Genomic DNA, 19,026 nt, shown 5'->3' with positions numbered 1-19,026 from the left:
GATCCCTAATCCTTTCTTCTCTTTAGACGCGACGACGCTTCGGCGGGCGGCAGCCGTTGTGCGGCTGCGGGGTGACGTCGGCAATGGTGCCAACCTCAAGGCCCGCGGTGGACAGGGAACGGATAGCGGTCTCGCGGCCGGAGCCCGGACCCTTCACGAAAACGTCAACCTTCTTCATGCCGTGATCCATTGCCTTGCGGGCAGCGGACTCGGCAGCCATCTGAGCGGCGAAGGGGGTGGACTTACGGGAGCCCTTGAAGCCGACGTGGCCCGAGGAAGCCCAGGAAATCACAGCGCCCTTCGGGTCCGTGATGGACACGATGGTGTTGTTGAAGGTGGACTTGATGTATGCGTGGCCGTTGGCCACATTCTTCTTGACGACGCGACGGCCAGTGCGGCGCGCGCCGGAACGAGTCTTCGGAGGCATAGGTTACTTCTTCTTTCCTGCGATCGTCTTCTTGGGGCCCTTACGGGTACGAGCATTGGTCTTGGTGCGCTGACCGCGGACCGGCAGGCCACGGCGGTGGCGCAGGCCCTGGTAGGAACCAATCTCGATCTTGCGGCGAATATCGGCCTGGATCTCGCGGCGGAGGTCACCCTCCACCTTCCAGGTGTTCTCGATAACGTCACGCAGAGCGGACAGCTGCTCGTCGGTCAGATCCTTGGAGCGAAGATCAGGGGAGATGCCGGTCTTTTCCAGCAGCTCCTTGGAACGGGCAGGGCCAATTCCGAAGATGTAGGTCAGTGCGACCTCCATGCGCTTCTCGCGTGGCAGGTCAACACCAGCAAGGCGTGCCATAGGGCATTTTCCTTCCGGTTTAGCGACGGTTTTCTCCACACTCGTCCCTTTTGATCCTTCGAGTATTTCGCCAACAGTCACGGAAGAGACCGTTCGGGCACCAAGTGCCTTGAATGCGCGAAACCAACACCCCAACTATTGGGGTGTTGGAAGGAGGGCTCCGGCCGCCGCGGCCAGAGGTAGTGACCAAGTAGCTGCAACCTCGGCGGTGCTGCTACCTAGATTGGATGTATGGAGGCTTAACGATTTACTTGTAGCGGTAAACGATACGCCCACGGGTCAGGTCGTAGGGAGACAGCTCCACGACAACCCGATCCTCGGGGAGAATACGGATGTAGTGTTGGCGCATCTTGCCGGAAATGTGGGCCAACACCTTGTGGCCGTTATCCAGCTCGACACGAAACATCGCATTTGGCAGGGGCTCGACGATGCGACCCTCAACCTCGATGGCGCCTTCTTTTGCCATATCCTCCAACGTTTCCCCAGCTCAACTAGCTGGTATGGGTGATGTTTTGCTACATACGGTGCAGTCTCAGAACCCCCGCATCGATAGCCACCTAGGGTACCTACCGATGCGAAAGCCTCATGCACCAAATGCATACAATACACGCGACCTGCGCAGATGCCAAAACGCTCGCCCCAGCCCTCTTGAAAGCTAGCGCGAGCGTTTGTCCACTCAAACAGCGGAGCCTCTAAGCGGGCTGCTCCTCGCGGCGCAGTTCGCCCTTCGCCAGGCGGTTCACGGTCAGCGCAATCGCGCCGTCACCGGTGACGTTACATGCGGTACCGAAGGAGTCGATGGCGATGTAAGCGGCAATCATTAGTGCCACCTGGCCATCGTCGAAGCCCAGCTGGGACTGCAGCAGACCCACGGCCGCCATAATCGCACCACCCGGCACACCTGGAGCTGCGATCATCATCACGCCCAGCAAGAAGATGAAGCCCAGGGCCATGCCTGCGGTCATGTCCACGCCCGTCATGTAGACAATGGAGAACGCGAACAGAGCGATTTTCTGCATGGAACCGGATAGGTGCACCGTTGCACACAGCGGCACCACGAAATCGGCGACAGACTGGGATACCCCGTTCTTGCGGCTGCACTCCAGGGTCACCGGAATGGTTGCGGCAGAAGAGGAAGTACCCAGGGCGGTGAAGTAGGCGGGCAGCATGTTCTTCAGCGCCGTGAACGGGTTGCGCTGTGCAAAGAGCCCAGCCAGCAGGTACTGCAGCGCCAAGATGACCCATGTCATCAGTACGGCGAGGATCAGTACCTTAGCGAACTGCGTCAGCGTGAGCTTCAGGTTGCCATTCATACCCATGGTCAGGAACACGCCGAAGATGTAGAACGGCAGCAGCGGGATGATGAAGCTCTGGATGACCTTCATGATCACCTCGCGCAGCTCCTCAGCACCCTTGTACAAAACCTCGGTGCGCATCGAGGCCATAGCGATACCCACGGTAAATGCCAGCAGCAGCGCAGACATCACGCCCAGCGGTGGGTCCATCTCTACGGAGAAGAACGGCGCCAGCGCACCCTCTTCAATATCCTTGGCCTCTATCATCGACTCATTGCCCAGCAGCGAGGGGTAGAGCCCTTCCGCCACGCCGTAGGCGATCAGACCGGAAATGATGGTGGAGACGTAGGCGATGCCGGCGGTCACAGCCAGCCACTTACCAGCTCCGCGCCCCAAGCTGGCGATAGCCGGGGCGATCAGAGCGAAGATCAGAACCGGGACGAAGAATCCCAGGAAGTTAGCGAACAGCCCATTGAAGGTCGCAAATACGCGGCCGGCCCATTCCGGGAAGAAGAGGCTGCAGACGATACCCAAGACGATCGCGACGATTATCTTGAAAATCAGAGAATTAAAGAATCGGGATCCATTCATGCTGGCGCTTTCCCTTTTTAAATAATTATAGGTCCTCAAGAAACGATTATGTTTAGCCTACTCGCAATACTCGATTCCCCAATAATCGCTGCTTTCCCACCAACCCCCTCCCCTGCGCCACCTGCCCTTCTGCCCTCCTACTACACCCCACATCGCGCCTGCCGGGGAAGGCGGCAGGGGGCGTCACCAAAGAAGAGACAGCTATTCGCGCGGGGTGAGGATTCGCGGTCCATCGGCGGTCGCGGCGACGGTGTGCTCCCAGTGCGAGGAGAAACTGCCGTCATCGGTCAGCACGGACCATTCGTCGTCCAACACATAGGAATCCGCCGTTCCCAGCGCCAACATTGGCTCAATAGCCAGCACGGAGCCTTCCTGGATCTCCGGGCCCCGCCCACCGCGGCCTTCGTTGGCTAGGTATGGATCCTCGTGCATTGTGCGGCCAATGCCGTGGCCGCCGTAGCCGTCGACGATCCACAGTTCCACATCGAACTTCCGCGCGGCGGCTTCGGTCGCCTTCTCCAACGCCCAGGACACATCCGTCAGCCGGTTGCCGGGCACCATAGCCTTCAGGCCTTCGTACAGCACCCATTCGGTCGCGCGGTTCAGGCGGTCGTGTTCCTCGGCGATCTCGCCGATGCCGAAGGTCCATGCGGAGTCCCCCACCCATCCATTGAGCGTTGCGCCGCAGTCGACGGAAATCAGGTCGCCTTCTTTCAGCACCATTTCTGCAGATGGAATGCCGTGGACGATCATGTCGTTCGGGCTTGCGCAGATAGAACCCGGGAAGCCACCGTAGCCCTTGAAAGTCGGAGTGGCGCCGTGGTCGCGGATGACCTCCTCCGCCACGCGGTCCAGGTCGAGCGTGGTCTTGCCCGGTGCTGCAACCTTCTTGACCTCCTGCAGCGCCAGCCCAACGATCTCCCCGGCGGCCTGCATCGCTTCCAACTGCTCGGCGGTCTTCGCCGCGATCTTCTTGTTCCTTCGCCTAAAGCCCATGTGGGTTCGCTTCTGCTCCCTTTGTTTACTCTTTTTCTTAGTGACGCCCCTTCGCGGGGCGAATAACCACAAATCCCGCCAGGTCGGACCGTGTGAGGCCGGCTGGCGGGATCAGCGATTCTTGCGCGGGGTTTACTTGTCCAGCGCGTTCAGCGTGGTGCAGGAGATGTCCTCCACGGTGCCCTCCGCGTCGATGTTCAGCAGAACGTCCTTGTAGTGGTCGATCAGCGGGGCGGTCTCTTCCCGGTAGACCTCCAGGCGGGTGCGAATCGTGTCCTCGTTGTCGTCGTTCCGGCCGCGGGCCAGCATGCGATCAACAACGACGTCCTCGGAGACTACGTAGTTGATGACTGCGTCCAGGGAGTGGCCGTCCTCCTGCAGCATCTTCTCCAGCAGCTCTGCCTGCTCGATAGTGCGGGGGAAGCCGTCCAGCAGGAATCCGTCGGCGGCATCTTCCTGGTTCAGGCGGTCGCGGACCATGTCGGCGGTTACGGAGGTCGGGACCAACTTGCCAGCGTCCATGTACTCCTGCGCCTGCTTGCCCAGTTCGGTGCCCTGGGAGATGTTGGCGCGGAACAGATCACCGGTGGAGATGTGCGGGATCTTCAGTGCATCGGACAGCAGGGATGCTTGGGTGCCCTTACCAGCGCCGGGAGGGCCGAGCAGAACTAGTCTCATTTGAGGAATCCTTCGTAGTTAGACTGCATAACTTGCGATTCGAGTTGTTTGATCGTGGTCAGGGCAACGGACACCAGAATCAGGATGGCGGTACCACCGAACGGCATCTGGCCCTGGCCTGCGGCCTGCGACGTCTGCACGCCCATGTTGATGAGGATGTTAGGCAGAACGGCGATGAGCGCCAGGTAGATGGAACCGACGATCAGCAGACGGTTCATCACATATCCAAGATACTCCGCGGTCGGGCGGCCCGGGCGGATGCCCGGAATGAAGCCACCGTACTTCTTCATGTTATCCGCCTGATCGTAAGGATCGTACTGGACGGAGACGTAGAAGAAGGAGAAGAAGATGATCAGTGCCACGTACAGCAGGATGTACTGCCAGGCAGCCGGGTCCGTCAGCACGGACATGACGTTCTGGTTCCACCAGTTCTCCTGGCCAGCACCCTCCGGGTTTCCGGACTGGATGATCTGAGTAATCAGAATCGGAACGGTAAGCAGCGAGGAGGCGAAGATCACTGGGATAACGCCGGCCTGGTTAACCTTCAGTGGCAGGTACGTAGAGGTCTCGCCGTACTGGCGGCGGCCAATCATACGCTTTGCGTACTGAACCGGGATGCGGCGCTGACCCTGCTCGATGAAGACCACGCCGACGACCAGGATCAGCACTCCAACCAGCACTGCGCCGAAGACAAAGCCACCGGAGCTAGAGAAGATGGAAGCGCCCTGCGCCGGCAGAGAGGTGGCAATACCCGCGAAGATCAACAGCGACATTCCGTTGCCGATACCGCGGTCAGTGATCAGCTCACCCATCCACATCAGCAGCACCGCACCGGAGGTCATGACCAGCACCATAACTACCAGGCCGAACACACCCGTGCCGTCCTTCAGGACCTGCACGCCCTGCCCCAGCAGCTGCCGGCGATCCGCCAGCGCCACAATGCCCGCGGACTGGAGTAGTGCCAAAGCCACGGTCAGGTAGCGGGTGTATTCCGTCATCTTCGCCTGGCCGGACTGGCCTTCCTTCTTCAGCTGCTCGAATTTGGGGATCACCACAGTCAGCAGCTGCACGATAATCGAGGCCGTAATGTACGGCATGATACCGACGGCGAAGACGGAGAGCTGCAGCAACGCACCACCTGAGAACAGGTTGATCAGCGAGTACATGGCCGAGCTGTCGGTCAGGTCGGAGATCTGCGACTGGATCGAGCCGTAATCCACGCCTGGGGTGGGGATCTGGGCGCCAATGCGATAGAGGATGATCATCGCAAGCGTGAACAAGATCTTCTTGCGAAGATCAGCGTTCTTGAACGCCGAGGTGAGGGCGGACAAACTTTGCCTCCTGTGTAGTTTCTTACCTTCGTGCGGGATCTACTGGCCAGCGCACCTGCACTTCAAGATACGCCCGCATAGAGGCGACACCAATTGCAACCTGTACAGGTTAGCAGACAGGACAAATGCTTAAGATACTGTACCACCCATAGCGCACTGCAATTAAAGCGCCATAGTGAAATCGCCCTACCAGCACAATAACGCACTGGCAGGGCGATTCTTTGTAGCTAAGCGCGGCTAGAGCGGGCTAGCCGTCTTGTTTACTTAGCCTCGGTAGCGGTACCACCGGCAGCCTCGATCTTCTGCTTTGCAGAGCCCGAGAACTTGTTTGCGGTGACGTTCAGCTTCACGCTGATCTCGCCGTTACCCAGAACCTTCACCGGCTGGTTCTTACGAGCCAGACCAGCTGCAACGATGTCTGCAACGGTGACGTCGCCACCGTTGGAGAATGCCTTCTCCAGGTCAGACACGTTAACTACCTGGTAGGTAACCTTGGCGGGGTTCTTGAAGCCCTTCAGCTTAGGCAGGCGCATGTGCAGTGGCATCTGGCCACCCTCGAATGCTGCCGGAACCTGCTTACGAGCCTTGGTGCCCTTGGTACCACGACCTGCGGTCTTGCCCTTAGACGCCTCACCACGACCCACGCGGGTCTTGGCCTTCTTGGCCCCCGGAGCGGGGCGGAGGTCGTGGAGCTTAATTGGATCGCTCATGTTTACTCTCCTGCCACTTCTTCGACCTCGACCATGTGGCGCACAGTGTTGATCTGGCCGCGGACGATCGGGTTGTCCTCGCGGACGACCGTCTGGCCAATGCGCTTCAGGCCGAGAGAGCGCATGGAATCGCGCTGCTGCGGCTTGGTTCCGACCAAGCCCTTAACCTGGGTGATCTTCAAAGCCATTGCTTATGCCCCCTGTCCTGCTGCACGGGCGCGCAGCATAGCGGCCGGAGCAACCTCGTCCAGGGACTTGCCACGGCGTGCGGCAACCTCTTCCGGACGGACCAGCTGCTTCAGGCCAGCCACCGTTGCGTGGACAATGTTGATGGCGTTGTCGGAGCCCAGGGACTTCGACAGGATGTCCTGCACGCCGGCGCACTCCAGCACCGGGCGGACAGCGCCACCAGCGATCACACCGGTACCGGGTGCTGCGGGCTTCATCATGACGATGCCTGCAGCGTCCTCACCCTGAACCGGGTGGGTGATGGTGCCGTTGATCATCGGTACGCGGAAGAAGTTCTTGCGAGCCTCTTCTGCGCCCTTCTGGATGGCGGCAGGGACTTCCTTGGCCTTGCCGTAGCCGACGCCGACCATGCCCTGGCCGTCGCCGACGATGACCAGCGCGGTGAAGCTGAAGCGGCGACCGCCCTTCACAACCTTCGAGACGCGGTTGATGGTAACCACGCGCTCGATGAACTGGCTGCGCTCATCCTGCTGGTTGCGACGATCGTTACGTCCACCGCGGTCGTTGCGGCCGTTACGCTCGTTGCGCTCGTTCTTGTCGTTGTTCTCGGCGGAGCGTCCGCCGTTACGTTCACGTCCCGACATCACGCGTTCCTTCCGTTGGTGTTGTTCGTGGAGTTGGTCATTAGAACTTCAGACCACCTTCGCGGGCAGCATCAGCCAGAGCGGCGACGCGGCCGTGGTACTTGTAGCCCGCACGGTCGAAGACGACAGCCTCGATGCCAGCGGCCTTGGCGCGCTCGGCGATCAGCTGGCCAACCTTCGCACCGCGAGCCTTCTTGTCGCCCTCCATAGCGCGCACATCGGCTTCCATCGTGGATGCTGCGACCAGGGTGTGGCCTGCAACATCGTCGATGACCTGTGCGTGCATGTGGCGAGAGGTGCGGTGAATTACCAGACGCGGGGTCTCCGGGGTTCCGGAGAGGGTCTTGCGGATACGGAAGTGACGACGTGCGCGTGCGGTGCGGCGGCGGGTGGAAATGTCCTTGCCCACCGGCAGACGCTTCTCGTTTTGTGCAGTGTTGCTCATTACTTACCCGTCTTTCCGACCTTGCGACGGACCTGCTCGCCCTCGTAGCGAATGCCCTTGCCCTTGTAAGGATCATCCTTACGCAGACGGCGGATGTTCGCGGCGATCTGTCCGACCTGCTGCTTGTCGATACCTGCGATGGAGAACTTGGTGTTGCCATCCACGGCGAAGGTGATACCCTCCGGTGCCTCAATTAGCACAGGGTGGGAGTAGCCCAGTGCGAACTCCAGGTTCTTGCCCTTGAGCTGCACACGGTAGCCAACACCGAAGATTTCCATGTTGATGGTGTAGCCCTTGGTCACGCCCTCGATCATGTTGAAGACCAGGGAGCGGGACAGGCCGTGCAGGGAACGATTCTTGCGGTGATCATCCGGGCGGGAAACGACGAGCTCCTCGCCTTCCTGTGCCACGGTGATCGGAGCCGGAATGTCCTGGCTCAGGGTGCCCTTCGGACCCTTGACCTCGACAGACTGGCCGTTGATGTTGATGGTGACGCCAGAGGGGACAGCCACCGGTGCCTTGCCAACACGAGACATGGTTTGGACCTCCTCTAGTTACCAGACGTAGGCGAGAACTTCTCCGCCTACACCCTTGTTCTGAGCCTCACGGTCGGTCAGCAGGCCGTGGGACGTGGAAATGATGGCCACACCCAGGCCGCCGAGAACCTGCGGCAGCTCGTTGGACTTTGCGTACACACGAAGACCCGGCTTGGAGACACGACGCAGCCCGGCGATAGAACGCTCGCGGGAGGGGCCGTACTTCAGCTCGATGTCCAGTGTCTTGCCAACCTTGGCGTCATTGACGGTGTAGTCAGCGATGTAACCCTCCTCCTTCAGAATCTCGGCGATGTTCGCCTTGATCTTGGAGGAAGGCATGGAGACGGACTCATGGAACGCGTTGGATGCGTTCCGCACGCGGGACAGCATGTCCGCGATGGGATCAGTCATGGTCATAAGTTTTGACCCATAGCCTTTCTCATTGCGGTTCCCAGCCCACCCAGGATGCGTGTACCGCGCGCTTGCTGGCTACTAGCGCGCCCCATGCTAAATAACGTGGGGTGCTCGCCGCCGTGTCCGCGCGGCCGCTTTATTGGGCGAGGGGCCTACAACAAAGTGGATTGATGTTTACACTGCTCACGCTGCCAACCCAGTTTTGGGCATGGGGCAACGCAAGACCTGATAACTCTAGCAATCACCTGCGGGTTTCCCCAAATCGCTGTTTCTTTGGTTTTTTGACGCCCTTAGGACCAGAAATCCAGCAGATCAGGAGTAGGCCAGCCCCAGTCACGACCGAACCCAAAAGGCCCGCGCGCTTACCCGACCGCTTCCGTGAGCTGGGGATCCCGGCAATCTTTGAACCCGCGGATGCGTTGGCGCTTCGGTCGGTGGACAAGGCCGGCGGAGGCAAGGGGCGTCACAAAAGAGTCAACTACCTTCAACAACCGCCGGCGACCGTGACGGTGGCTACGTGCGGGGATTTGGGTGGCGGCTTAAGCGGCGACTTAAGCGGTGGCGTGCGGGTTTAGAGTGGCGTGTCAAGCAGTGACGGATAAGCGGACACTATGTGTAGCATTTGTTCTACATAAGCGGGAGAACAGGAGGAATTAAGCGCCGCTACCTGCACGTTTCAGCCGTTACGTGAATTGCCTCACACTTTTGCTGCACCTGTTGCGAGAGTGAGCCACAATTCACTACACATGTTGTACGTACACGAAGTACAGACTTGCGGCACCCGGTCGGAACTCGCAGAACCGATCACTACCCCGCCGCAACTTTGCAGTTTTTATACACCCCTCTCGGAAGGAGATTCCTTTGAAGTTCAAGAAGTCCCTCATCACCCTGGCCGCAGCATCCTCCGTCGCCCTGGCTGGCGTTCCGGCTGCAGTTGCAGACGACGCCGCTGAGGCACCGGTCGCCGCCGATGCCGCAACCCAGCCGGCTACCGACGAGGCTGCCGCCGAGGACGCTACCGAGGGCGAAGACCAGGCGGAGGCAGACGACGAGGCCGAGGCTGGCGACGAGGGCTCCGAGAACGAGGGCTCTGAGGACGAAGGTTCCACCGAGGGCTCCATCGACAGCGAGAAGAAGGAGAAGCTGAAGGGCTCCATCGACAAGCTGGCCGGCTGGGACGACTCCACCTCCACCCTGGACAAGATCAAGGACGTAATCGGCTTCATCGGCAAGATCGTGAAGACCTTCGCTGGCATCCCGGGCTCCAACTAAGAGTCTACTAAGCCGCGCGCCGACTGCGGCGCGCCTCAACTAATAAAGGACCCCTACTTCCCTACCTTCGAAGTTTTCCTCGAATGGGAAGTGGGGGTCTTTTTGTGTTAGCGCCTCTGCAACAGCATCGGCGCCGGAGCTAACGTCTCAGCGCTGATTTACTCAGCGGAGCCCTTCTACTTGAAGGGGAAGCCCAGCTCGCGCAGCAGTGCGCGACCTTCATCGTCGTTGGTTGCAGTGGTAACGACGGTGATGTTCATACCGCGAGGACGGTCGATCTTGTCAACGTCGATCTCGTAGAACATGGACTGCTCGGACAGGCCGAAGGTGTAGTTGCCGTGGCCATCGAACTGATTGTCATTCAGGCCGCGGAAGTCACGAATACGCGGCAGAGCGACGGTCAGCAGGCGGTCCAGGAACTCCCACATGCGGTCGCCACGCAGGGTAACGCGGGCGCCGATGGGCATGCCTTCACGCAGCTTGAAGTTAGCGATTGCCTTCTTCGCGGTACGGATCTGCGGCTTCTGACCGGTGATCTTGGTCAGGTCTTCGATTGCACCGTTGATCAGCTTGGAATCGCGAGCAGCGTCGCCGACACCCATGTTGACGACAACCTTGGTGACGCCCGGGATCTGCATGACGTTCTCGTAGCTGAACTCGCCGTTCAGCTTCTCGCGGATTTCCTCACGGTAGCGAGTCTTCAAACGTGGGGTGTAGTTTTCGCTCATCGTTAGATGTCCTTCCCGTTGCGCTTGGACACGCGGATCTTCTTACCGTCTTCGTCGAAGCGGTAGCCGATACGGGTCGGGTTGCCGTCGGAGTCAACGACCATCACGTTGGACACGTGGATCGGAGCTTCCTGGGTAACGATGCCGCCGGACTCAGCGCCGCGCTCTGGAGCGGAGTTTGCAACGTGCTTCTTGATTCGGTTGACGCCCTCGACCAGGACCTTGTCGCGCTGCGGGTAGGCCTCGATGACCTTGCCCTTTGCACCCTTGTCCGGGCCGGAGATTACCAGTACGGTGTCGCCCTTACGGATCTTCATTTAGAGCACCTCCGGAGCCAGGGAAACGATCTTCATGAACTTCTTGTCGCGAAGCTCACGTGCGACCGGGCCGAAGATACGGGTGCCGCGGGGATCGTTGTCGTTTGCCTTGATGATGACAGCCGCGTTCTCGTCGAAAGAGATGTAGGAGCCGTCCGGACGACGGGTCTCCTTCTTTGCGCGGACGATGACAGCCTTGACGATGTCGCCGGCCTTGACGGTGCCGCCGGGTGCAGCTTCCTTGACGGTAGCTACGACGACATCACCGATACCAGCGGAGCGTCGAACGGAACCACCGAGCGGACGGATGACCAGGATTTCCCGGGCACCGGTGTTGTCGGCAACTCGCAGACGCGATTCTTGCTGAATCACTTGAGTCTCCTAATTTGACCTAGATTTTTGCTTGCCGTGCGTGGGATTTCCGACCCTCGCGCACGCGGTCTGTGCCAGCGCGTTCAGTTCATCGTGAACTCGGTTCGCCTTCTGGCAACCGCTATATTCTTCCACACCCCTATTCGGCCAACCAAATCGCCGTATCAGAGTTTTTCGGGGTGGCGGCGGATTTCGCGTAGCGGGGGTATGTTACCCCACCCCCGCGCGATTCTTTTTCTCTCTTGTTGACACTCCTCACGCTCCGTTGCCTCGCCATTCCAGCAGGTCTGCTAATACTGAACCGGCATGGTGCTTTGCGCTACAAAATCAATGGTCAGATCACAACTGTGGCATGCGGTTATATCTAGAATCTTCAGCACCATAAGGGGATTAAGGCGCCCGTAGTGGAAGCTTGAGACAGGGCGTATCTTCAGCCCGGCAGGAGTTTCTCAGACTGCACCCAGGTGCAATCAAGGATCATTTATAAGCTCTTTCAGCACGCAGGTGGCAAATTTGCGCTGTGCTTAAAGTGCACGGCCATGTTAAATTGATCCCCGTACCACGGCCAGTTCAGGCCGACACACCATCTTTCACGTGAGGATTAAACACATGAAGCTCAAGAAGTCCCTGCTGGCTCTGACCACCGCCGCTACCGTTGCAGTTGCTGGCTCCACCGCTGCAGTTGCTGACGACACCACGAACGCAGACTCCGCTGCTACCAACACCGAGAACGGCACCGACAACGGCGGCAAGACCGAAACCAAGCCGGGCAAGGATGACAGCAACAACGACGGCGAGCCCGGCAAGAAGGACCTGGCTGGTTCCGCTGACAAGTTCTTCGGCTGGGACGAGGACACCGATGGCCTGAAGAAGCTGACCACCGTCGTCACTCTGATCACCACCGTTGCAGCCCTGGTTGGCGGCATCGTTTCCCTGTTCAACAACTTCCAGAAGCTGAGCAAGCTGGGCAAGTAAATACAGCCGGTTCCCGCTAGGAACTAGGTTCCGGCTGATCTCTTAAGCAGACAGGTCAGCCATACAGTTTCAAGCCCCGCGGCGATCCTGAGCTGCTCCCCATTAGTTGGACTGAGAAATCAGTTACCGACTAGTGGGGAGTAGTTTTCATTGAGAGCACGAAGTTCGCTAAGTGAGCATCAGCGCGAGCAGTTGGTTGAACTATTTGAGCAAGGCATGGGTTATACAGCCGCTGCCAATGCCCTTGGTGTCTCCAAGTATGCCGCCCGTATGCTCTGTCGTCGGTTTAAGCTGCATGGCAGGCTATGTCTTGTGGAGAAACCGATTAAGCAGCAGTACTCGTTCGAGGTCAAGAAGGAAGTTGTCCAACGCTATCTTGCCGGCGAGACAAAGATGGATCTTGCGCGTGAGTTTGGCCTGTCGTCAGATCAGCTGGTCAGTTATTGGTCGCGGCAATGGCGTAACGGTGGCGATGAGGCGTTAAAACCGAAGCCGAAGGGCAGACCCAAAGGCTCGGCTGCACCGAAGCGGCTTACAGAAGAAGACAAGCTGCGCCGTCAGATCGCACGGTTGGAAGCGGAAAACGCTTATCTAAAAAAATTGCGGGACTTGAGGAATCAGGGACGCGCCTGAAAGTCCAGGCGATTGTCATCCTCAAGTCGCACCACCGCTTGGAGTACCTCCTAGAGGCAGCAGGTATCCCACGGTCGACGTTCTTCTACCACCAGAAACGCCTCGGCCAGCCAGATAAGCACGCCGAGCTCAAAGACGCGATCCGGGCAAGTTTTGAACGTAACAAGCATCGCTACGGCTATCGACGAGTGCTACTTGACCTGCGTAACCAGGGGTGGGTGGTCAACCACAAACTCGTCTACAAACTCATGCGTGAGATGGGCATTCGAGCCAAGATCCGCCAACGTAGACCTTATGTTTCCTACACCGGGACGATCAGCCACATCGCTGACAACAAGCTTGACCGCAAGTTCACCCCGGATCAGCCAAACACCGTCTTTGTCAGCGACGTCACCGAGTTCAGGGTCCAAGGCCGCAAGGTGTATTTGTCGCCGGTGATGGACCTGTTCGACCGCTCAATCGTCGCTCACACCGTGGCTACATCACCGTCGACAGCGTTGACCGCCGATTCTTTGTCCAAGGCGATCGCGGCGAGTGCGCCTGAACCCGGGTGGATGATGCACACTGACCAAGGCTTCCAGTACCAGCACGCCTCCTGGCGCGATCTGATCGGTGACAACGGTGGTGTTCAGTCGATGTCGCGTAAAGCCAACTGTTACGACAACGCGGTCATGGAGAACTTCTTCGGGCACTTGAAAACCGAGATGTACCACGGTGAAGTCTTCGACACGGTCGCAGAGTTCAACCAAGCGATCGACGAGTACATCGGGTGGTACAACACCGAACGCGTCCAACAACGACTCAAGGGCCTGACCCCGATGCAATATCGGAATCAGACCCTTGAAGCCCTAACCGCCTAGAATTAAACCAGTCCAACTTTCGGGGGCCAGTTCATCCTCGGATCCCCGCGGGGCTTTTTCTGCCCCTCACCCTTTCACTTTTGCTTTAGGTAAGGGTAAGCTAAGCCCCACTATGAACGTGATTCCGTCTATCTTGAGTACCCCAGCGAACGCTCCCGCGTACCGCGCGGCCTTCTCTGACCACCAACTCCTGACCGCCCCAGCTGAACCAGACCACCAGATCATCCGCGCCACCGTTTACGACGTCAGTACCCCGGCAGAGAACCTGCAGAGGATTGTCATCCGCTCCCCCGAGCTAGTCGGCTTTCAGCTTTCCGGCCCGGACGAGTTCTTTGGCCTCTTTATGCCCGCTAAGCCCGGCGAGAATCTCCATCTACCACTCCACGGAGGTGGCGCCAATATCCGCGCAAGCGTTGCAGCCATGCCGGAGACCCAACGCCCGAATCTACGTTGGTACACCGTACGCTCACTCGATCCCGAGTGCGGACAGATAACTTTCGACGTGGCGACACATGGCGTCAGAAATCCAAAGGATGAGCACGTCGGACCAGGGCTCGCCTGGGCTCTTGCAACTCGTGTTGGCGACCAAGTAGGCATCTGGACATGCCAGGGCCTCTGGCACCGCGCGCAAAGTTCACAAACACTTATCGCAGACCCATCTGCCGCGCCTTCCGTTCGTGCCATTTTGGATTACGCACATACCTTCGCTCCGGAACAATTGTGCGACATGCACCTCGTTGTTGTCGCCGAGAACCACGGTGACCTCGAGCCATCCCTCATCGCTGACTGGGAGAGCAAGCTTGGCAGCCTTGAAGTGTTGTTTAGCGCGACAACGGACTTCAGCACGGCAGTTATTGCCCACCTCCAGCAATTGGACCGTGCCGAACACCCTGCGACCCAGTCAAAGTACGTCTGGGTCGCGGGTGAAGGACAGCTTTGCAAGGAAGTTCGACACTACGCGATTCACGCTTGGAGCCTTGCTAGCGAATCCGTGCAGTGGTGCCCCTATTGGTTCCTCGGGAGGGCCCGCCCCTAACTCATCCGCTGACGATGGTCGACCTCGGCGACCAGAATTCTTCTCTGATCTACGCAGCGGGAATCAAGACCCCTGTGGCGGGTTTGCAACGATCCCCCGCGGTACGATCACCGGAGCTGTACCGCGGGGATCTTCCCATACCTCGGCATTCAGGCCATATGCCTCGCGCAACACATCCACCGTCAGAGCCTCCTTTGGAGACCCCTCGGCGATCTTTTCCCCTTCCTTCATGACGATCATCTCGTCGCTAAAAGCTCCCGCCAGGCCAAGATCATGCAGCACGGTAATCACCGTCTTTCCCTCTTGAGCAAGCTCTCGCACGATACTTAGAATCTCTATCGCATGGGCTGGATCTAGGTAGGTGGTCGGTTCATCCAGCAGAACAATGGGCGTATCTTGCGCCAGCACCATCGCCATCCAGACGCGCTGCCGCTGGCCGCCGGATAGCTCCGCCACGTCGCGGGCAACAAGATGGTCAACCTTCGTCTTCTTCAGCGCCTCGCGCACTTTCTCTTTATCTTCTGACGCCGTCGCTCCCCCACCCCAGAGCGATCGACGATAAGGGTGCCGTCCGCGCTCCACAAGTTCTCCAACGGTCAATCCCGACGGACACAGCGGATGTTGTGGCAGGAGCGCAATTAGTTGGGCGGCTTCGCGCGACCGCAAACTATGCACGTCTTTCTCCTGGGCAAGTACCTGCCCTTCGGTGGGCGCAAGCAGCCGAGAAAGGGTCTTGAGCAGCGTTGACTTACCACAACCATTGGGACCTAAGAGCGTGGTGACCTTCCCGGGCTCTGCAGTGAAAGACACGTCCTTAACAATGTTTGGACCGTCGTTGTAGCCCACGGTGACCCGATCAACACGAACGTTCATTGAACCATTCCTTTCAGAGTTCCGCGACGGGCCGCCAGCCAGACAAGCAACACCAACGCGGGGCCACCGATGATGGCGGTAACCAAACCCACAGGGGATGTAAATGGCAGTGCGCCCGCCACGACGGCGCACGCAGCTAATAGAGCAGCGCCTGCAAAAGTAGAGCACAGCGGATGGGGCGTGGGCGTTCCGGCCACCAGCTTGGCCAGCTGAGGAGCCAACAGTGCCACGAATCCAATTGGGCCGACAAAGGAAACCACCACCGCGACAATGCCCGTTGCGGCAATGAGCAAAATAGCGCGCACCCTCGTGACATTTACTCCAAGTGTGGACGCGGTGGCGTCATCATGAGAAAGAAGAGGGACATCGCGCGTAACGCAGAGGCCTAAAACTACGAAGGGCAACAAGCCCAACGCCATAGGCAACAAAGCTTCCGTACGCACAAAGCCAGTGGACCCAGCGAGCCAAGTTTGGGCATCCGTGGCACGAGTTAGGTCAGCCCTGAGCAGGAGATACTGCACTAAAGATTGCGTGAGGAAAGATAGCGCCAGGCCGATGACCACTACGCGCTGCGACGTCCCGAAACCACCGAGTAGAACGAGCAAACCAACGATCACTAGTGCGCCAACCAAAGCGAGTGCAGCACGCCACCAGAACGTCGGCACCCCCTCACTCCATGCAGGGCGGGTAACTACGGTGCCCGCCACAACCAAAACCGCCGCGCCACCGGAAACACCGAGGATGTCCGGGCTAGCCAGCGGATTGCGGGCCATGGTCTGGGTCCACGCGCCGGCCAGCCCCAGCGCCGCGCCGACCAGAACCGTAGCAATTGCTACAGGCAGGCGGAGATCCCACACCACGTTGATTGCTTGCTGTGTGCCCCCACCGGTGAGAACCTCGATGACTTCCACCGGACTGAGCTTCACCGCACCTTGCCCCAGGATTAAGCAATAACAAAGAGCCGCTATGAGGGCGAACCCCGATGTGGCTACCAGGATGCGTCTGCTTCGTGAACGCTTGATACTACGGATAGACGTCATATCGCTCATATCGCCAGCTCCGAGTCATTCGAGGTCGGTGGGCTCTTCTTACGCCGTACCGCCAGAATCATCACTGGGGCGCCGACAATAGCTAGGACAATGGACATTTCCAGCTCGTTGGGCTGCAGGACGAAGCGGCCCACAATATCGGCTAGCAGTACAGCCGCGCCACCAACAATGCCGGTCGGCAGCAAGAGGCGGGTAAGCGCCGGGCCAGTGAACGGGCGCAGTAGGTGCGGCACGGCGAAGCCCACGAATGTCACAAGCCCCACGGTGGCAGTCGCGGAACCGGCGAGGATGATCACCGCTGCGGCAGCCAACCAGCGGGTTCTCGTGGGTGAGCTGCCAAGGGAACGGGCGGAGTCCTCTCCCATCGCAAGTAGATCCAGCGGGCGTGCTGCAAGCGCACCACATAGAGCACCTAGTGCCAGACCTAAAGCAGCTAAGGCCACGTCTTCCATACCCCGCCCAGCCGTAGAGCCGACGGTCCAGCGGCGGAGCCCTTCCAGGGTGTCGGAAGAATAGAGGCTCAGCATGTTCGTCGCCGCTTGCAGGGCAAAGGTAACTCCCACGCCCACCAGTACCAGAGTTAGCGGGTTACGGGATACGCGGGAAATCAACAGCACGATTAGGGCGGCGACGGCAGCTCCGAGGAGCCCCACAAGTGTTCGCTCTCCGACCGTCGTTGCCCAGCCCAAGGTCAGTGCCGCGGCGACTGCGAAACTTGCTCCGGCGTTCACGCCGATAATGCCGGGATCTGCCAAGGGGTTGCGGGTCCAACCCTGAGCAATGGCACCCGCCATAGCCAGAGCCGCACCTGTGATCACAGCCAAGAGAGTGCGCGGAACGCGCAAGTCCCAAATGATGCCGGACTGTTCAGCATTAATGCCGGACTGCGCGGACGGGTGCGGGCCATGCATGAGAATATTGGTCACTTCGCCAATGGAAAGATCTTTGGAACCCAAGTACAGGGAGGCAACCAGCAGCAATGCCAAACCAACGAGTGCGGCCGAAGTAAGCAAACGCCGGGAAAACACCAAAGAATGTCGAGTTCTTGAGACGGACACTTTCAATTAAATTGCGTCAGAGAATTTCTCGACCGCCCAGGGGATGGTCAATGGGTTCGGCATACTCATTGCATTGCCCACGTTTTCGTCCATCCAGCGGACCTTGCCTTCGCGAACAACGTCCAGCTTGCTGAATGTTGGATCCTTCTTCAGGGTATCGGCGGCACCCTGGTAGTCAAGGACGAAGAGGTAATCGACGTTGTTGAGGTCGCTGTAGTTCTCAGGTGCGATGTCGCGGTAGAACTCGCCCCCGTTACCTTCGAGCTCCTTCGGGATCTCGAAGCCCAGGCTCTCGATAAACTGCCCGCGACCGTCACCGGAGGTGTACAGGCCGATCTTTCCCTGATAAGGCATGACGATAGCCGCACGCTTGCCCTTGAGTTCAGGGTGCTGCTTTTGGAAATCATCGTAGGCCTTCTGCGTTTCCTTGACAAGCTTGTCGCCTTCTTCTTGCTTGTCTACAGCGCCGGCGATCTGGTTGACCTGATCCCGCCATGGGATCTGCCAGTCCGTCGCACCGTCTGGCTTGACAGTGGTAGGGGCAATGTCATTGAGCGCCTTCTTCGCCTGCGCATCCACGGCGGAGTTCACCGCAATAATCTTGTCCGGATCAGCGGCGGAGATCTTCTCCAGGATCTCAGCAGTGAATCCATTGGCAGTACCGTAGACCACCTCTGGTTTGTTGTCGCCGAGCTTTTCGGTAGCCCAAGGCCCTACGCCGGACGAATCAACATCTCCCTCAGCACCCCAGGGCGCTACGAGGACCGGTTGGATGCCTAGAGCGAGCAAGGTATCGCTGTCGCCCAGGCCAACTGCGGCGATGCGCTCGTCCCCGGTACCCTCATTTTTTGACGCCGCCGCGTCATCGCCTCGGGAGCAACCAGACAGAACAAGAGTGGATGCTGCCAAGACAGCGGCGGTCTTCAGTGCCGCTCGACGGGTCAGCGAATTGTTTCGAAACATGTGAAAGCCTAACGTGTAAGGAACTCTTTGAAGCGCTGTAAAGTACCCGTAGCCCCAAAGGGCTGATGGCCTCTTTCAGCTACGGTGGATTCAGCACTCGCGCCCATCTTACACAGGTTAGGCTAACCACACAAAAGGCTGCCCTAAGTTAATTATTTTGGGGGATGTGTGGCCGCCGATATGGAGGCAGCTCAGCCGCTAGGGGCCAGCCGACAGGGGGCACTTTAGAAACGGTTTAGCAAACCACCAAACGTCCGCCGCT

24 protein-coding genes are annotated in these 19,026 nt (G+C 59.0%); 4 read left to right on the top strand and 20 right to left on the bottom strand.

The window, feature by feature from the left end:
• Positions 1–22 precede the first annotated feature (22 nt).
• From rpsK to rpsH, 13 genes are all read right to left on the bottom strand, one after another.
• Positions 23–427, bottom strand: coding sequence for a 30S ribosomal protein S11 (gene rpsK, locus MHX63_RS03965; RefSeq protein ID WP_005291870.1), 405 nt, complete (start codon positions 425–427; stop codon positions 23–25).
• Between the two features lie 3 nt (positions 428–430).
• Entirely contained in the window at positions 431–799 is a 369-nt protein-coding gene (gene rpsM / locus MHX63_RS03960) for a 30S ribosomal protein S13 (RefSeq protein ID WP_005291872.1), read from the bottom strand.
• A gap of 247 nt (positions 800–1,046) precedes the next feature.
• Positions 1,047–1,265: a translation initiation factor IF-1 gene (infA, locus tag MHX63_RS03955; protein ID WP_003854422.1), complete on the bottom strand. Its 219-nt coding sequence runs from the start codon at positions 1,263–1,265 to the stop codon at positions 1,047–1,049.
• 226 nt (positions 1,266–1,491) lie between these two features.
• Complete coding sequence (locus tag MHX63_RS03950) at positions 1,492–2,685, bottom strand: dicarboxylate/amino acid:cation symporter (RefSeq protein ID WP_239387324.1); 1,194 nt, start codon at positions 2,683–2,685, stop codon at positions 1,492–1,494.
• Between the two features lie 201 nt (positions 2,686–2,886).
• On the bottom strand, positions 2,887–3,681 hold the full coding sequence (gene map / locus MHX63_RS03945) for a type I methionyl aminopeptidase (RefSeq protein ID WP_239387323.1): 795 nt from the start codon (positions 3,679–3,681) through the stop codon (positions 2,887–2,889).
• Positions 3,682–3,813: 132 nt separating this feature from the next.
• The gene (locus tag MHX63_RS03940; protein WP_239387322.1) at positions 3,814–4,359 is read right to left on the bottom strand and encodes an adenylate kinase; all 546 of its coding nucleotides are present in this window, start codon (positions 4,357–4,359) and stop codon (positions 3,814–3,816) included.
• Positions 4,356–5,690 (bottom strand): preprotein translocase subunit SecY, encoded by a 1,335-nt coding sequence (gene secY, locus MHX63_RS03935; protein ID WP_239387321.1) that lies wholly within the window; start codon positions 5,688–5,690, stop codon positions 4,356–4,358. Before secY ends, MHX63_RS03940 begins: the two co-directional genes overlap by 4 nt.
• 260 nt (positions 5,691–5,950) lie before the next feature.
• Positions 5,951–6,400: a 50S ribosomal protein L15 gene (rplO, locus tag MHX63_RS03930; protein WP_239387320.1), complete on the bottom strand. Its 450-nt coding sequence runs from the start codon at positions 6,398–6,400 to the stop codon at positions 5,951–5,953.
• A 2-nt stretch (positions 6,401–6,402) separates the two neighbouring features.
• Positions 6,403–6,588 (bottom strand): 50S ribosomal protein L30, encoded by a 186-nt coding sequence (gene rpmD / locus MHX63_RS03925; RefSeq protein ID WP_239387319.1) that lies wholly within the window; start codon positions 6,586–6,588, stop codon positions 6,403–6,405.
• A 3-nt stretch (positions 6,589–6,591) separates the two neighbouring features.
• Entirely contained in the window at positions 6,592–7,233 is a 642-nt protein-coding gene (gene rpsE, locus MHX63_RS03920; RefSeq protein WP_035003035.1) for a 30S ribosomal protein S5, read from the bottom strand.
• Between the two features lie 40 nt (positions 7,234–7,273).
• Positions 7,274–7,678: a 50S ribosomal protein L18 gene (gene rplR, locus MHX63_RS03915; protein ID WP_011274135.1), complete on the bottom strand. Its 405-nt coding sequence runs from the start codon at positions 7,676–7,678 to the stop codon at positions 7,274–7,276.
• Positions 7,678–8,214: a 50S ribosomal protein L6 gene (rplF, locus tag MHX63_RS03910; RefSeq protein ID WP_011274136.1), complete on the bottom strand. Its 537-nt coding sequence runs from the start codon at positions 8,212–8,214 to the stop codon at positions 7,678–7,680. The genes rplR and rplF overlap by 1 nt, the downstream gene beginning before the upstream one ends.
• Positions 8,215–8,232: 18 nt before the next feature.
• Positions 8,233–8,631, bottom strand: coding sequence for a 30S ribosomal protein S8 (rpsH, locus tag MHX63_RS03905; RefSeq protein ID WP_239387318.1), 399 nt, complete (start codon positions 8,629–8,631; stop codon positions 8,233–8,235).
• Positions 8,632–9,489: 858 nt separating this feature from the next.
• Between rpsH and MHX63_RS03900 the strand changes: the two genes are divergently transcribed.
• Positions 9,490–9,900, top strand: coding sequence for a hypothetical protein (locus MHX63_RS03900; RefSeq protein WP_239387317.1), 411 nt, complete (start codon positions 9,490–9,492; stop codon positions 9,898–9,900).
• Between the two features lie 176 nt (positions 9,901–10,076).
• Here MHX63_RS03900 and rplE read toward each other — a convergent pair whose 3' ends face one another.
• The 3 genes from rplE to rplN are packed head-to-tail and all read right to left on the bottom strand — an operon-like array spanning position 10,077 to position 11,317.
• Positions 10,077–10,628, bottom strand: a complete 552-nt coding sequence (gene rplE / locus MHX63_RS03895; RefSeq protein WP_239387316.1) for a 50S ribosomal protein L5 — start codon at positions 10,626–10,628, stop codon at positions 10,077–10,079.
• Between the two features lie 2 nt (positions 10,629–10,630).
• A complete protein-coding gene (gene rplX / locus MHX63_RS03890) occupies positions 10,631–10,945 on the bottom strand; it encodes a 50S ribosomal protein L24 (protein ID WP_005291939.1) in 315 nt (104 codons plus the stop codon).
• The gene (gene rplN, locus MHX63_RS03885) at positions 10,946–11,317 is read right to left on the bottom strand and encodes a 50S ribosomal protein L14 (RefSeq protein WP_034984969.1); all 372 of its coding nucleotides are present in this window, start codon (positions 11,315–11,317) and stop codon (positions 10,946–10,948) included.
• Positions 11,318–11,926: 609 nt separating this feature from the next.
• On the opposite strand from rplN, the gene MHX63_RS03880 reads away from it, so the two are divergent.
• The 3 genes from MHX63_RS03880 (at position 11,927) to MHX63_RS03870 (ending at position 14,821) form a co-directional block, all read left to right on the top strand.
• Positions 11,927–12,292 carry a hypothetical protein gene (locus MHX63_RS03880; RefSeq protein WP_239387315.1) on the top strand — a complete coding sequence of 122 codons (366 nt, stop codon included), beginning with the start codon at positions 11,927–11,929 and terminating at the stop codon, positions 12,290–12,292.
• 150 nt (positions 12,293–12,442) lie between these two features.
• A protein-coding gene (locus MHX63_RS03875) for an IS3 family transposase (RefSeq protein ID WP_370644003.1) occupies positions 12,443–13,785 on the top strand; the annotation gives its coding sequence in 2 pieces (ribosomal slippage) (positions 12,443–12,884 and positions 12,884–13,785; 1,344 coding nt in all).
• Positions 13,786–13,918: 133 nt separating this feature from the next.
• The gene (locus MHX63_RS03870) at positions 13,919–14,821 is read left to right on the top strand and encodes a siderophore-interacting protein (RefSeq protein ID WP_239387314.1); all 903 of its coding nucleotides are present in this window, start codon (positions 13,919–13,921) and stop codon (positions 14,819–14,821) included.
• 63 nt (positions 14,822–14,884) lie between these two features.
• Here MHX63_RS03870 and MHX63_RS03865 read toward each other — a convergent pair whose 3' ends face one another.
• From MHX63_RS03865 to MHX63_RS03850, 4 genes are read right to left on the bottom strand one after another with little or no spacing between them, the layout of a single operon-like run.
• The gene (locus tag MHX63_RS03865; RefSeq protein ID WP_239387313.1) at positions 14,885–15,694 is read right to left on the bottom strand and encodes an ABC transporter ATP-binding protein; all 810 of its coding nucleotides are present in this window, start codon (positions 15,692–15,694) and stop codon (positions 14,885–14,887) included.
• Positions 15,691–16,743: a FecCD family ABC transporter permease gene (locus MHX63_RS03860; RefSeq protein WP_370644001.1), complete on the bottom strand. Its 1,053-nt coding sequence runs from the start codon at positions 16,741–16,743 to the stop codon at positions 15,691–15,693. The genes MHX63_RS03865 and MHX63_RS03860 overlap by 4 nt, the downstream gene beginning before the upstream one ends.
• On the bottom strand, positions 16,740–17,756 hold the full coding sequence (locus tag MHX63_RS03855; protein WP_239387312.1) for an iron ABC transporter permease: 1,017 nt from the start codon (positions 17,754–17,756) through the stop codon (positions 16,740–16,742). The genes MHX63_RS03860 and MHX63_RS03855 overlap by 4 nt, the downstream gene beginning before the upstream one ends.
• A gap of 51 nt (positions 17,757–17,807) precedes the next feature.
• Positions 17,808–18,764 (bottom strand): iron-siderophore ABC transporter substrate-binding protein, encoded by a 957-nt coding sequence (locus tag MHX63_RS03850; RefSeq protein ID WP_239387311.1) that lies wholly within the window; start codon positions 18,762–18,764, stop codon positions 17,808–17,810.
• Positions 18,765–19,026: the final 262 nt, after the last annotated feature.

The organism is Corynebacterium sp. ACRQK (assembly GCF_022345965.1).
Lineage (GTDB): Bacteria > Actinomycetota > Actinomycetes > Mycobacteriales > Mycobacteriaceae > Corynebacterium.
Note: the sequence above shows the minus strand (reverse complement) of the source record. Positions and strands in the feature narration are given on the sequence as shown.

Excerpts from the sequence above, each read along its gene's own strand:
- rpsK (WP_005291870.1), bottom strand. The coding sequence starts at position 427 with ATGCCTCCGAAGACTCGTTCCGGCGCGCGCCGCACTGGCCGTCGCGTC.
- rpsM (WP_005291872.1), bottom strand. The coding sequence starts at position 799 with ATGGCACGCCTTGCTGGTGTTGACCTGCCACGCGAGAAGCGCATGGAG.
- infA (WP_003854422.1), bottom strand. The coding sequence starts at position 1,265 with ATGGCAAAAGAAGGCGCCATCGAGGTTGAGGGTCGCATCGTCGAGCCC.
- MHX63_RS03950 (WP_239387324.1), bottom strand. The coding sequence starts at position 2,685 with ATGAATGGATCCCGATTCTTTAATTCTCTGATTTTCAAGATAATCGTC.
- map (WP_239387323.1), bottom strand. The coding sequence starts at position 3,681 with ATGGGCTTTAGGCGAAGGAACAAGAAGATCGCGGCGAAGACCGCCGAG.
- MHX63_RS03940 (WP_239387322.1), bottom strand. The coding sequence starts at position 4,359 with ATGAGACTAGTTCTGCTCGGCCCTCCCGGCGCTGGTAAGGGCACCCAA.
- rplO (WP_239387320.1), bottom strand. The coding sequence starts at position 6,400 with ATGAGCGATCCAATTAAGCTCCACGACCTCCGCCCCGCTCCGGGGGCC.
- rpmD (WP_239387319.1), bottom strand. The coding sequence starts at position 6,588 with ATGGCTTTGAAGATCACCCAGGTTAAGGGCTTGGTCGGAACCAAGCCG.
- rpsE (WP_035003035.1), bottom strand. The coding sequence starts at position 7,233 with ATGTCGGGACGTGAACGTAACGGCGGACGCTCCGCCGAGAACAACGAC.
- rplR (WP_011274135.1), bottom strand. The coding sequence starts at position 7,678 with ATGAGCAACACTGCACAAAACGAGAAGCGTCTGCCGGTGGGCAAGGAC.
- rplF (WP_011274136.1), bottom strand. The coding sequence starts at position 8,214 with ATGTCTCGTGTTGGCAAGGCACCGGTGGCTGTCCCCTCTGGCGTCACC.
- rpsH (WP_239387318.1), bottom strand. The coding sequence starts at position 8,631 with ATGACCATGACTGATCCCATCGCGGACATGCTGTCCCGCGTGCGGAAC.
- rplE (WP_239387316.1), bottom strand. The coding sequence starts at position 10,628 with ATGAGCGAAAACTACACCCCACGTTTGAAGACTCGCTACCGTGAGGAA.
- rplX (WP_005291939.1), bottom strand. The coding sequence starts at position 10,945 with ATGAAGATCCGTAAGGGCGACACCGTACTGGTAATCTCCGGCCCGGAC.
- MHX63_RS03880 (WP_239387315.1), top strand. The coding sequence starts at position 11,927 with ATGAAGCTCAAGAAGTCCCTGCTGGCTCTGACCACCGCCGCTACCGTT.
- MHX63_RS03865 (WP_239387313.1), bottom strand. The coding sequence starts at position 15,694 with ATGAACGTTCGTGTTGATCGGGTCACCGTGGGCTACAACGACGGTCCA.
- MHX63_RS03860 (WP_370644001.1), bottom strand. The coding sequence starts at position 16,743 with ATGAGCGATATGACGTCTATCCGTAGTATCAAGCGTTCACGAAGCAGA.
- MHX63_RS03850 (WP_239387311.1), bottom strand. The coding sequence starts at position 18,764 with ATGTTTCGAAACAATTCGCTGACCCGTCGAGCGGCACTGAAGACCGCC.